General features: G+C 61.6%; 13 protein-coding genes and 1 tRNA gene. 5 read left to right on the forward strand and 9 right to left on the reverse strand.

Annotated elements, in window-relative coordinates:
• Window positions 1-110: 110 nt before the first annotated feature.
• The 5 genes from VL598_RS16360 to VL598_RS16380 form a co-directional block, all read right to left on the reverse strand.
• A tRNA-Ala gene (locus tag VL598_RS16360) sits at window positions 111-186 on the reverse strand.
• A 59-nt stretch (window positions 187-245) separates the two neighbouring features.
• A complete protein-coding gene (locus VL598_RS16365; RefSeq protein ID WP_325327774.1) occupies window positions 246-584 on the reverse strand; it encodes a c-type cytochrome in 339 nt (112 codons plus the stop codon).
• On the reverse strand, window positions 581-1390 hold the full coding sequence (locus VL598_RS16370; RefSeq protein ID WP_325327775.1) for a BON domain-containing protein: 810 nt from the start codon (window positions 1388-1390) through the stop codon (window positions 581-583). Before VL598_RS16370 ends, VL598_RS16365 begins: the two co-directional genes overlap by 4 nt.
• A gap of 38 nt (window positions 1391-1428) precedes the next feature.
• Complete coding sequence (locus tag VL598_RS16375) at window positions 1429-2016, reverse strand: SIS domain-containing protein (RefSeq protein WP_325327776.1); 588 nt, start codon at window positions 2014-2016, stop codon at window positions 1429-1431.
• Between the two features lie 110 nt (window positions 2017-2126).
• Window positions 2127-2594 (reverse strand): YraN family protein, encoded by a 468-nt coding sequence (locus VL598_RS16380; RefSeq protein WP_325327777.1) that lies wholly within the window; start codon window positions 2592-2594, stop codon window positions 2127-2129.
• Between VL598_RS16380 and rsmI the strand changes: the two genes are divergently transcribed.
• On the forward strand, window positions 2593-3471 hold the full coding sequence (gene rsmI, locus VL598_RS16385) for a 16S rRNA (cytidine(1402)-2'-O)-methyltransferase (RefSeq protein ID WP_325327778.1): 879 nt from the start codon (window positions 2593-2595) through the stop codon (window positions 3469-3471). The genes VL598_RS16380 and rsmI overlap by 2 nt on opposite strands.
• An 84-nt stretch (window positions 3472-3555) precedes the next feature.
• Here rsmI and VL598_RS16390 read toward each other — a convergent pair whose 3' ends face one another.
• The gene (locus VL598_RS16390; RefSeq protein WP_414718738.1) at window positions 3556-4164 is read right to left on the reverse strand and encodes a septal ring lytic transglycosylase RlpA family protein; all 609 of its coding nucleotides are present in this window, start codon (window positions 4162-4164) and stop codon (window positions 3556-3558) included.
• 687 nt (window positions 4165-4851) lie between these two features.
• On the opposite strand from VL598_RS16390, the gene VL598_RS16395 reads away from it, so the two are divergent.
• The 3 genes from VL598_RS16395 (at window position 4852) to VL598_RS16405 (ending at window position 6706) form a co-directional block, all read left to right on the forward strand.
• Entirely contained in the window at window positions 4852-5496 is a 645-nt protein-coding gene (locus VL598_RS16395; protein ID WP_325327780.1) for an MBL fold metallo-hydrolase, read from the forward strand.
• Window positions 5493-6149, forward strand: a complete 657-nt coding sequence (locus tag VL598_RS16400) for an exonuclease (RefSeq protein WP_325327781.1) — start codon at window positions 5493-5495, stop codon at window positions 6147-6149. The genes VL598_RS16395 and VL598_RS16400 overlap by 4 nt, the downstream gene beginning before the upstream one ends.
• 98 nt (window positions 6150-6247) lie before the next feature.
• On the forward strand, window positions 6248-6706 hold the full coding sequence (locus VL598_RS16405; protein ID WP_325327782.1) for an Lrp/AsnC family transcriptional regulator: 459 nt from the start codon (window positions 6248-6250) through the stop codon (window positions 6704-6706).
• A gap of 180 nt (window positions 6707-6886) precedes the next feature.
• On the opposite strand, the gene VL598_RS16410 is transcribed toward VL598_RS16405, so the two are convergent.
• From VL598_RS16410 to VL598_RS16420, 3 genes are all read right to left on the reverse strand, one after another.
• Window positions 6887-8074, reverse strand: a complete 1188-nt coding sequence (locus tag VL598_RS16410) for a cation diffusion facilitator family transporter (protein ID WP_325327783.1) — start codon at window positions 8072-8074, stop codon at window positions 6887-6889.
• Window positions 8075-8380: 306 nt separating this feature from the next.
• Window positions 8381-8674 carry an H-NS histone family protein gene (locus tag VL598_RS16415; protein WP_325327785.1) on the reverse strand — a complete coding sequence of 98 codons (294 nt, stop codon included), beginning with the start codon at window positions 8672-8674 and terminating at the stop codon, window positions 8381-8383.
• Window positions 8675-9091: 417 nt separating this feature from the next.
• On the reverse strand, window positions 9092-9754 hold the full coding sequence (locus tag VL598_RS16420) for a HugZ family protein (protein ID WP_325327784.1): 663 nt from the start codon (window positions 9752-9754) through the stop codon (window positions 9092-9094).
• Window positions 9755-10079: 325 nt separating this feature from the next.
• Here VL598_RS16420 and VL598_RS16425 point away from each other — a divergent pair, with 325 nt between their 5' ends.
• On the forward strand, window positions 10080-11201 hold the full coding sequence (locus tag VL598_RS16425; protein WP_325327786.1) for an MFS transporter: 1122 nt from the start codon (window positions 10080-10082) through the stop codon (window positions 11199-11201).
• Window positions 11202-11512: the final 311 nt, after the last annotated feature.

Genomic DNA, 11512 nt, shown 5'->3' on the forward strand with positions numbered 1-11512 from the left:
GCGAGGTGCGTACGGCAACGAACGCTTCGCCTGCGATATCGCAACGGCAACCAGTCGTCGCACAACAAAAAGGCCTCGCCGCTAGAGCGGCGAGGCCTTTCACATTCTGTTGGTGGAGCGGATGAGGATCGAACTCACGACCTTCGCATTGCGAACGCGACGCTCTCCCAGCTGAGCTACCGCCCCCACGACGTCAAAATGTTAGCACATTCCGGGCCGCCCCTGACAAGCTCCCGAGGGGGCGGTTACTCAGAAGGCGCCCCAATCAGCACCCACTGCACCACAGTCCGAACATCCGAGTCACTCATCCGTGGATGGGCAGGCATCGGAATAACACCCCAAACGCCAGCCCCACCATCCCGCACCTTCGCTTCGAGCTTCTTCTGCGCCAGCGGATCGCCTTTATACCTTGCAGCAATCTGCTGAAACCCCGGCCCAACGAGTTTGCGATCAACGGCGTGACACCCCATACAAGCGTTACCCCGCGCCACCAACAACCCAGCCGGCTCAGACGCAGCGACAGCAACCCCAGACCACAAACCCGCGCCCACAACGAGCGCAGCAACAAAACCCCGCATCCTCATTGCCCCTGCATTGCCCCACCCGGGCGTGCCTGCGCCGAATCCGTCACCGGAGCCGGCGTTTGGGTCTGCGTCTGCGACTGCACATCCAACGGCTGCGCACTGATCGACGACACCGGCACCGAGCCAACCGTCGGTTCAGCCTCCGGTTGCGCCGAGCTCGGCGCGCTAGCCGCAGGCTCGGGCGCAGCCGCCACAGCCTGCCCCTGTCCCGCCTCGATGTACTGGTACACCTTCACAACGCTCATCACACCAGGCACGCTGGCCGCAACATTAGCGCCGCGCTCGCCCTCGTCGTTCGTCACGAGCCCCATCAAATAAATATTGCCGCGCTCGCCCACCACCTTGAAGTCGTTCGCCGAAATCCCCTTCTCGGCAATCAGCGCGGTCTTCACCCGCGTCACCAAATAAGAATCACTGGCCCGCGTCGACAACGTGCTCATCGGCACCACGGCCACTTCATTGGTCACGCCAGCTACATTCGGATGTCCACGCACGATCTCTTCCGCTCGGTGGACTCCCCGCTCGTCAAGCGCTTCGCCCGTCAACAGCACTCGACGGTTGAACACGGTGACGTCAATATGCGATCCGGGCAGTTCCTGCGAAATCTGCGTGTAGCTCTTGACCTGTATCTCACGATCCTCGGTTTGCGCCCCCAGCGTGCGTCGATCGGTTGCCATCATCGCACCGCCACCCGCTGCGCCGGCCAGCAGCAACACACACCCTTGCAAACTGACGGCTAGCGACGCCACCAATCCCGCGGCGGCCATCCCCCGCACCAGCGTCTTCGCAACGCGATTTGCGTTCATCAACGATATCCCCTTTCTCGGAACCATGAAACGCGAGGTCAGTCCTCGCCGAGCAACATCGCATCGATGCCGTCACACAGGCAGTGAATCGTCAGCAGTTGCAACTCATGTATGCGCGCCACTCGCTCGGAAGGCACGCAAATCGGAATGTCAGTATCGAAAAGCGATTCGGCCAACCCGCTCCCGCCATCGCCCGTCAGCACAATCACGATCATCTCGCGCTCATGCGCCTCGTCAATCGCGGCCTGTAAGTTCGCGCAATTGCCTGTCGCCGTCACGGCCAACAATATGTCACCCGCCAGGCCCAACGCGCGCACCTGTCGGGCAAACACTTCGTTGTAGGCGCCGTCCTGCGCAAGCGCGGTCAGTACCGCCGAATCGGCCGTCAATGCGATCGCCGCCAACCCCGGCCGCTCGCGCTCGAAGCGCGCCATCAATTGCGCAGCAAAACGCTGTGCGTCCGCGGCTGATGCACCATTGCCACACGCGAGTATTTTGTTGCCGTTCGCAAGCGCACCAAACATCGTGTCGACAGCCGCTGCAATCGGCAGCGTAAGCGCATCCAACGCTTCAAGTTGAAGCGCTGCGCTATCGCGAAAATGCTGTTGAATTCGTTCGACTGACATTGCTCTTCGAGTTCATCGGCGCGCTGTCTTCAATGAGTCAGCGCGCACCTATTTCGCCTGCTACGTCCGCGCGCAAGTGTACCGCACTCGATGCGCGCTGAACCGCATGCCTACGCACCATCGGCGCGAAATGCATCGCGCAGCCATTCAACGCGGTATCCGTCAAACGCGACAACGTCGAATCGACACGCACTGTCCGCTTCGCCGCGCGTCGCAAGAAAATACTCCGCCGCATGCACGATTCGCCTGCGCTTCTCACGGCTCACGCTCGCAATCGCTCCGCCGAAGTTGCGTCCCGCTCGTGCACGCACTTCCACGAATACGAGCACGCCGTCTTGCGCACGCATCACCAGATCGATCTCGCCGCCGCGGCAGGTCACGTTGCGCGCGACGAGGCGCAATTGCTGTCGTCGCAAATACTCGAGCGCACGCGCCTCGAAGACGGTCCCGAGGCGCTTGGACCGGCTGCCCCCAGAAAAGTTGTCGGCACGAGCGGGCCGCTCGTCGATGTGAGGGCTTGGCTCGCTCGCGTGGCACAATGGCGGCCTCGCTTCGCATGGCCGCGTCCTTCGTTTCATGTCAGATCTCCTCGAACTCGCGCGACAGCAGCACTACCCGAGCGCTGCCCTTTATGTGGTGGCGACGCCGATCGGCAATGCCGCCGACATCACGCTGCGCGCACTCCACCTGCTCGGCCTTGCAGATCGCATCGCGGCCGAGGACACGCGCAACACGGGCCAGTTGCTCGCCCGCTATGGCATCAACAAGCCGCTCGTGCCGGTGCATGAGCACAACGAACGGGCAGCCGCCGAGCGCATCGTCGCCTTTCTGCAGGCAGGCGAGCGCGTTGCCTATGTCTCGGACGCGGGCACGCCCGGCATCTCAGATCCGGGAGCCAAGCTCGTTGATGCGGTGCGCAGCGCGGGGTTTGCCGTGATTCCGATGCCGGGCGCAAGCGCCGTGACGACGGCTTTGTCCGTTGCCGGTGATTGGACTGCCAGCTTCACCTTTCTCGGCTTTTTGCCCACTAAGACGAAACAGCGCGCGGCCTACCTTCAATCGCTCGCCACCCACTCGCACGCGATGGTCTTTTACGAAGCGCCGCACCGCATCGTCGATTCGGTACGGGCACTCGCGGAAGCCTTCGGCGCCAATAGGCGGCTCTTGATCGCGCGCGAGTTGACGAAACTACATGAGGCGCTGCATCGCTGCACCCTGGCCGAAGGGCCAACGTGGCTGGAAGAAGACGCGAATCGTCAACGCGGGGAGTTTGTGCTGGTCGTGGAGGGAGCACCTGTGCAATCGGCGCAGGAAGACCCCACCGCGCATGACGCGCTGCTCGGCCTGCTGTTGGAAGAAGTGTCGGTGAGTGCGGCGGCACGTCTCGCGGCATCCATCACGGGCACCGCGCGCAATGTGCTTTACGCCCGCGCGCTTGAACTGAAGAAGGATTGAAAGGAAAGGCGGGGCTCGGGACGGCCGATCTGGTGGCCGTCACACGGGTCAAAAACCAATAAAGGTCGGCGAAGCCCCTCCCCCTTACTGCCGCGCTTCCTTGAACATACCGTTCGAAGCGACGTCGACCTCGCGTTGCGCTTCGGCTGCTTCCTCTTGCGTCAGGCCGACGATTTCCACTCGCCCGGTGCCAACATGCTCGAGTCCGAGCTCGCGCGCCGCGGCATAAGAGAGATCGATGACCCGGCCTCGCACGTAAGGCCCACGATCGTTGATCCGCACCACCACGGACTTGTTGTTCTCCGCATTCGTCACACGAACGAACGACGCAAGCGGCAGTGTTTTGTGCGCTGCCGTCAACGCGTGCATGTCGAACCGTTCACCGTTCGCCGTGCGGCGACCGTTGAAGCGCTTGCCATACCACGACGCGCGGCCTGTCTGCCGGAATCCCGAAACATCCGGAACGTTACTGTCGATCGGCTTGGCGTCTCCAAGCTTCGTGCTTGTATCGTCATCCGGCGGCGCGGCTTGGCCATAAGCAAGCGGCGCGACGTGCGCATTGGTTGTCCGCGTTGGGATGCTCGCGGCACTCGTCTGCGACGACGACTGCATTGCGCAACCCGCTAGCGCGCCGACAGCCACAAGCGCCCCTGCCCCGGTAAACCGACGTAATCGATCTAATCGACTTTTCATATGACGTGCATGCCACAGTGTCGAGCCGCAGCAAGGACAAAACCTGCCCTCGCAAGCGGCTCGGGCAACCGAGCGCCATCACGCGGCACGGGCGCAAAGCGCATGCCACCTGAAAAAGCTCGGGTACGGCCACACTCGGCCGCAATTTGCCCGGTTGGTATTCACGTCTGGCGCAACTGTCCCCGGCAGTACTCCAGACCCGGATGCCGCCGTCGAACACAATTTGTCGTGTTCGGAGTGCGTCACTGACAACTGACGCGAGGGACGGCGGCATAGGCTTGCCCGGCAACGCGACCGTAGGCCGCAACAGGCGCGTGGCGCCTGGCCAGGTAAGACGTGTGCATCGAACTTATCGATACGGAACGAAGCCGAGGCTGCGGCTTCGCTTGACGGCGACCGGGGAAAGAAGACTCATGCCTCTGTGCCCGATCACCCACTGACAGCGCGGCACTACCGCGCTTGAGCCTCTAGTATAGCAAGAACGCATTGACGTCCAGTTCGGTGGGACACCTTGCCCCATTGTATTTCCCTATGCACGCTCCGACCCGCATTCCGCTGAGGGTTGGTGAGCTTGGCCTTGGCTTGGCCCATCCTTTTAGCCAAACGACATAGCGGTGCGCTCGCCGCGCGCCCTGCAAGTACAATCGGTTTTTTCGCCCTACGCCTACGCCGCGCGCCGCACGCCAAATGAAGGTCTCCATCATCCCTGTCACTGCGTTTCAGCAGAATTGCTCACTCATCGTCTGCGAAGCGACGCGCCGTGCGGCCGTCGTCGACCCGGGCGGCGATATCAACGTGATCCTGCAAGCCATCTCGAAGGAAGGCGTTACAGTCGAAAAAGTCCTGCTGACGCACGGTCACCTTGATCACTGCGGCGCCGCGAAGGCCTTGGCCCAGCGCTATGGGGTGCCGATCGAGGGTCCGCATGAGGACGAAGCGTACTGGCTAGATCAGCTACCCGCGCAGAGCCGTCGTTTCGGTCTCCCCTATGCCGAATCCTTCGAGCCGAACCGTTGGCTCGTGGAGGGCGACACCGTCCAATTCGGCGAGGAGACGCTCGACGTCTACCACTGCCCCGGTCATACGCCGGGCCATGTCGTATTCGTCAGCAGCCGCCATCGCATCGCGTTCGTCGGCGATGTGCTCTTTGCGGGCTCGATCGGCCGCACGGATTTTCCGCGCGGTGACCATGCGGATCTCATCAATTCGATCCGCACCAAACTTTGGCCGCTTGGCGACGACATCACGTTCATTCCAGGCCATGGACCGACCTCGACGTTCGGTGAGGAGCGGCGCACGAACCCCTATGTTGCAGACGGAGTCAGCGCGTGACGGCCGAGATCTATGTCAGCACCGATATCGAGGCCGATGGCCCCATCCCGGGCCCGCATTCGATGCTGAGCTTCGCCTCGGCTGCCTATACGGAAGATAAGCAGCTCATCGCCACTTTTTCGGCGAATCTGGAAACGCTGCCGGGTGCGCAGGCGCATCCGGTGCAGGCCGCCTGGTGGAAAACCCAGCCCGAAGCGTGGGAAGCCTGTCGCACGGATCTGCGCAAGCCCGAGGAAGCATTGCCGGCCTACGTCGAATGGGTCGAGAAATTGCCCGGCAAACCGGTCTTCGTCGGCATGCCGGCCGGCTTCGACTTTACTTACATGTTTTGGTACATGATGCGCTTCGCCGGGCGCTGCCCTTTCTCGTGGTCCGCGCTCGACGTCAAGACGCTCGCATTCGCGATGACGGGGCTGCCCTACCGCAAGTGCATCAAGCCTCGCATGCCAAAGCGCTGGTTCGACGACCTCCCGCACACGCACGTGGCACTGGATGACGCGGTGGAGCAAGGCGCCCTCTTCTGCAACATGCTGGCCGAGTTGCGCATCTGGCAGAAAACGGCGCTGCCGGGGGCGGATGCGGGCGAACCGGCGTTGCCGACATTACAAGAGGCAGCAACGGGCGAGTCAGGTCAAAACAACGCAGAGAGCTAACCCAATTAGAGGATCTGCCTCATTCGAAGCAGTTTCGATTGCCTTTCGTTTCTTCTGCCACTAATATTCAGAAGGTTGCAGCCGAAACGGAGGCGCGGATGTTGCTCGATACGTTTTCTCAGAAGATTCTGCGCCTGTTGCAGCTAGATGCTCGCCGATCGGTGCAGGAAATTTCGGATCAAGTTGGTCTCTCGAGCACGCCATGCTGGCGGCGCATCAAGGACATGGAACAGTCAGGCATCATCCAGCGCTATACCGCGCTGCTTGATCGCGAAAAGCTGGGGCTCCATGTCTGCGCGCTCGCCCACATCCATCTGACTCGCCACACTGAGGGCGGGGTCGAGCAGTTCGAGCGCGAGATCGCCACATGTCCCGAAGTGACTGAGTGCTACAGCACCACGGGCGAAGCCGATTACATCCTCAAGATCGTCGCGCCAGACATCAAAGCCTACGACTCCTTCCTGCATAACCGCATCTTCAAAATCCCGGCGGTCGCGCAAGTGCGTACGAGCGTCGTGCTGCGAGAGATCAAGTTCGACACGCAACTGCCGCTCTGAAGACTTGTTTATCGGGCGTCGGCCTATTGCATTGCGAGCCCCTCGCTGCCGGAGGGTTACGAAGGCCAGCAACCGCAGCACGCCTTTTTTGCGTCAGCGACATTGGCCAGGGTAGCGAACCGGACACCCGCTCGGCGCAAGCCTTTCCTTTTAGCGCCGTCGCTCGTTCACGTTGTTGAGTTACATCGAGTGAGTTGTACGCGCTACGCGCTGCGGTTCGACGCGCCGTTGCAACGTGACGTTTCTTGCCCCCAGACGGGCTTTCAATTGAGCGAGGTCGATGCGCCTCGCGAGTTCGGCATCGTGCTCATAACCGGCCAGTGCCTCGGGCGCGAGGGTGATGTCGATATCGAGCCCAGTGCTCAGGTAATGGAAGTTCAGGTCCACCGCCCGCAGCCCCTGCTTGTCCAGTTCCGCCTCCACGAGCTCGGCGACGGTGGCGCGTGTTGGCAGCCGAACCGGGGGCCGGGCGATCGCGTCGTTTTCCGGATCGACGTGAATCAGTGCGTCAATGACGCGCTTGTCCGTCAGCAGGCGCGCGCGCGCCGACTCGGCAATGTAATGCCCCTCCGACACGGAGATCAGCGGATCGACGAGGATGTGCGCGTCGACGAGCGCGAAATCGCCCATCTTGCGTGTGCGCAACTCATGCACTTCGATGACACCCGGCGTCTCGGCGAGCAGCTTGGCGATTTCGGCTGCGGTGACTTCGTCGAGCGCGCGGTCGGACAGATCTTGTAGCGCATTCCATGCAAACGTCCAACCCATGCGCCCGACCAGAAAGCCGACGATGGCCGCCGCAATCGGATCGAGCAACCGCACGCCGGCAAGACTGCCGATAATGCCCATCGCAACAACCAGCGAGGACGCGGCGTCCGAGCGGGCGTGCCAGGCGTTGCCAATCAGCATGGCGGAACGCACACGTTGCGCTTCACGCAACAAATAGCGAAAAAGCGCCTCTTTCGAAACGAGCACCAGCAACGCAACGACCAATGCGCTCGCATGCACTGCGGGAATATCACCGAGATTGGTCAAGCGCTCGCCCGCACGCCAAAGCATGCCAACCCCCACCACAACCAGCAATCCGCCGAGAAAGAGCGAAGCGACTGTTTCGTACCGGGCGTGACCATAGTTGTGATCGGCATCGGGTTTCTCCGCACTCGCTCGATTAGCAATGAGTACGATGAAATCCGAAACGAGATCGGCAAGCGAGTGCACACCGTCGGCAATCAGTGCCTGTGAATGCGCAACGAAACCGATAACGATTTGCAGCGACATCAGCGCAATGTTTAGCGCCACGCTCACCAAAGTGCTCTTGCGTGCAACGGCTTGCTTTTCGGCGGTTTCGGTGTCGAGTTCGGACAGCATGGCAAGGATACGAATGGCGTTGGCGAATTAGCGACATTGTATCAAGCGCTGCACGTGCCCGCCCGGCGCGCGTTCTCATTTTTCCTTTTAGATCAGCCGTTTATGAGAACACGAACAATTTTCGTTCTGGTTGCCACGGGCCGTCGCCGTTCGATTATCGCCCCAAGCACGTTCGATTATCGCCCGCTTCCTGGAACATAAATTGCATTCAAAAAACAAAAAGGCCGTGCACTCGTCAGTACACGGCCGTTCAGCTGGCTCGTCGCACACCATGTGCCGGTGCGCGGCGGAAATGATCAAACTGCGTTATTTCTGAATCAGAAACTGATCGCGATTTTGACCGGCAATCCAGCGCGGAGCCTTGCCACGGCCCGACCAGGTCGCGCCCGACGCGGGATCGCGATATTTCGCCGCCACACTGGCGCGCGGACGGCCAACCTTGCCCTTGCGCCCACCGCCGAGTTCGGCGAGCGTAATGCCGTAGTCAGCCATTTTCTGCTTGATCTCGTTCAGCACTTCAGCGTATTCACGCGCCTTCGCCTCTTCGATCTGCTTCTCCAGCTTTTCGCGTTGAGCGAGAAGTTCCTTATAAGAAGACATGAGTTCCCTTGTGGTTTCAGTAAATGGAGACGGTCTGAGCGCCGACTTGCCATTCGAATGCATTGTGCCTCGGATATTGGAGCGAGATTAACACAGAATCAAAGCGGGAGTGAAGCCCGAATACCTGGGTTGGAAAAAGGATTTCGGTTTTCTTGTCCGTTCAGCCAGCTAACGAATTCGGGATTTACCCAATCTGGCTGATACGGACAATCTCAAAAATCGGCACAGCGGGCTGTCATCTCGCAATTGATGAAATGTATCGACCCAATCTCGAAAATAGTTTTCATCGGATGACAGGATGATGACAGGACGCCAGCTGCCGAGGGGCTGCGACAAACTACCGCAATACGGCCGTTGTGGTGACCCACATTTTCTCGGCTCCGCTGGTCACCTGATTCGCATCGAGCCGTCATTCGACTATTCGGCTAGGCGAGCGATGCAATCCGCAAGCGCATGTTGCAGATCCGGAACGGTCGGTTTTGGCGCATCGAACACGAACCTCCGGCGCACGTCGCCCGCTTTCAAATCTGCGCCATAGCAGTCGATACCCAGCAACTCGACGGCGCTCGGTCTTCCGGCGTGCTCATTGAAATAGTCGAGGAGAAAAATCTCATTTTCATCGCTCAATGGATCGAGCGGATCGAGTTCACTTCCGTCGAGCCACCCCATTGAGCCAAAGCCGCCGATGTAACGCAGCTTGTCGACCTCCATAACGCGAAATGAAAAGTCCCCGAGGGCAAGGTAGCGCTCGGCTTCAGGGCGATAGCGCAGATAGCGGCGGGCGAGTTCGGGCGTAGTCGGCGCAACGAGGAAGCGACCGATCAGCGTCACACGCTCCCCAGCGAGCACGTCCGGCCCGGCCGCCTCGGCAACGAGAAAGCCCGCTCGCGCATCGCTTTCGAGATTGCGCGTGTGCTCCGCCAGCCGGCTCACGAGAATCACCGGGCGGTGGCGAGCATCCAGCGCGAACGGCAGCATGGTCGGGTAGGGAAAGCCCTGCGGCTCGCGCAGATGCGTTGCCAATGTTCCGATCGCGCTACGATGCAGCAGATGAAGGGGGGCTTGAGCGCTAATGTGCATGGCTGTCCTTGGCTGACTGTGTCCTGGCTAGTGGTATTGTGCGAGCGGACGGACTCGAAAGCGCTCCGCTAAAATCGCCAGTTTGCCCCTTTAAACTCCTTTAAAGCGGTTCTTGCGGCGCGCGCTGTGGCTTGCCGCATCAAGCGTTCCACGCTCGAGCCGGGCTCTCATGTGGGCATTGCCGGCCCGCACGGCGGCAATCGTGGCGCGAACCGCACACTTTTTCCACTCTGCCGCCGTGTCGCACACCTCCGAATCGTCCGTCTTGCCCGTCGCCCACGGCAATTTGCCGATAGCCGCCCGCCGCCGCGCCCATCGGGCCACCATGGCGCTGTTTTTTGTCGCCGGCATGCTCTATGCCTCTTGGGGCGTCCATGTGCCGACCGTGCGCGACAAGTTTCACCTCGATTCGGCCTGGCTTTCAATCGCCCTCTTCTCGCTCACGGGCGGCTCGATCGCGATGATGACGGTCAACGGCAAATGGATTGCGCGCGTCGGCACGCGCCGCGCCTCACTGGCCGCCGGGCTGCTGATGACGGCCTGCACGGCCCTCATCCTCGTCGCGCCGTCTTATTGGCTGCTGCTACCCGTGCTCGCGGCATTCGGCGCGGGCATGGCAACGATCGATGTGGCGATGAATGCCGAAGCCAGCGCCGTCGAGGCGGCGCTCGGGCGGCCGATCATGTCGTCGCTGCATGGCATGTTCAGCATCGGCGGCATGGCGGGCGCGGCGGCAGGCGGGCTGCTGCTGTCGTGGGGCATGGCGCCTGCGGTCCATCTCGCCCTCGTAGCGTTTGTCTCGATGTTGGCGCTCTTCGCGGCCTGTCCGTCGATGCTGCCGCACGTGCCGGAAGAGGCACGCCCGGAGCCTGGCCAACACAGCGCGAGCCGATGGCGCTCGCCAGTGCTCTGGGCGCTCGGCGCCGTCGCCCTGATCGCACTCGTCGCAGAAGGCGCGATGTACGACTGGGCAACCGTCTATATGCGCGATGTCGTCCATGCAACGCCCGCGTTCGCCAGCAGCGGCTACGCCGCGTTCTCCGCAGCCATGGCGGCCGGCCGTTTCGCCGGAGACGCCGTACGCGCCCGCTTCGGCGCAGCACCTCTCGTGCTCGTCAGCGCATCGGTGGCCTGCGCGGGGATGGTCGGTGCCCTCGTCCTGCCGTTTTCCGCCACCGCACTGGCGGGATTTGCGCTCATGGGGCTGGGGCTCGCCAACATGATGCCGGTGTTCTTCGCGGCGGCCATGCGCGTCAAGGGCATTCATGCGGCCGAAGGGCTCGCCCATGTGGCGGGCGTTGGCTACGTCGGGCTGTTGCTCGGTCCGGTGCTGATCGGCGGCGTCGCACAGGCATTCGATCTGCCGATCGGGCTTTCGGTTGTCGCGCTGTGTGCCGCGCTCGTCGCCGGGGTTGGGCCACGGGTGCTCAAGCGGCTCAATGTATAGAGAATGGCCCGGTGCGGCTCGCTCACGTTTGCGAGGACGGGGCTATTTCAGGGTGCTTGGCGCTGATTGCGGCGCGTTCTTGGCGAAGCGGTCCGGTAGCGGCTATCGCGCTTAATGTCTCGCAAGCGAGACGTTAAATTGACATTCCGACTTAATGTCCTGATTCGCCGCCTTGGCGCGCATGCCGACGTAAGCGATTTTGGTCTGCTTGCGTTGACAGGCGCGAACACAATTGGGCGCGTTCAGGTGGTCCCGCGAGGCATCACGCCTGCGGTCGCCGCCAACAAAGCTGATATGGCGGGACTACTCGC

It is taken from the genome of Trinickia sp. (assembly GCF_035492435.1).
Classification (GTDB): Bacteria; Pseudomonadota; Gammaproteobacteria; order Burkholderiales; family Burkholderiaceae; genus Trinickia.

Bases quoted from the DNA above. Each gene is read 5' to 3' on its own strand.
- VL598_RS16365 (WP_325327774.1), bottom strand. From the start codon at position 584: ATGAGGATGCGGGGTTTTGTTGCTGCGCTCGTTGTGGGCGCGGGTTTG.
- VL598_RS16370 (WP_325327775.1), bottom strand. From the start codon at position 1,390: ATGAACGCAAATCGCGTTGCGAAGACGCTGGTGCGGGGGATGGCCGCC.
- VL598_RS16375 (WP_325327776.1), bottom strand. From the start codon at position 2,016: ATGTCAGTCGAACGAATTCAACAGCATTTTCGCGATAGCGCAGCGCTT.
- rsmI (WP_325327778.1), top strand. From the start codon at position 2,593: ATGTCAGATCTCCTCGAACTCGCGCGACAGCAGCACTACCCGAGCGCT.
- VL598_RS16380 (WP_325327777.1), bottom strand. From the start codon at position 2,594: ATGAAACGAAGGACGCGGCCATGCGAAGCGAGGCCGCCATTGTGCCAC.
- VL598_RS16390 (WP_414718738.1), bottom strand. From the start codon at position 4,164: ATGAAAAGTCGATTAGATCGATTACGTCGGTTTACCGGGGCAGGGGCG.
- VL598_RS16395 (WP_325327780.1), top strand. From the start codon at position 4,852: ATGAAGGTCTCCATCATCCCTGTCACTGCGTTTCAGCAGAATTGCTCA.
- VL598_RS16405 (WP_325327782.1), top strand. From the start codon at position 6,248: ATGTTGCTCGATACGTTTTCTCAGAAGATTCTGCGCCTGTTGCAGCTA.
- VL598_RS16410 (WP_325327783.1), bottom strand. From the start codon at position 8,074: ATGCTGTCCGAACTCGACACCGAAACCGCCGAAAAGCAAGCCGTTGCA.
- VL598_RS16415 (WP_325327785.1), bottom strand. From the start codon at position 8,674: ATGTCTTCTTATAAGGAACTTCTCGCTCAACGCGAAAAGCTGGAGAAG.
- VL598_RS16420 (WP_325327784.1), bottom strand. From the start codon at position 9,754: ATGCACATTAGCGCTCAAGCCCCCCTTCATCTGCTGCATCGTAGCGCG.
- VL598_RS16425 (WP_325327786.1), top strand. From the start codon at position 10,080: ATGGCGCTGTTTTTTGTCGCCGGCATGCTCTATGCCTCTTGGGGCGTC.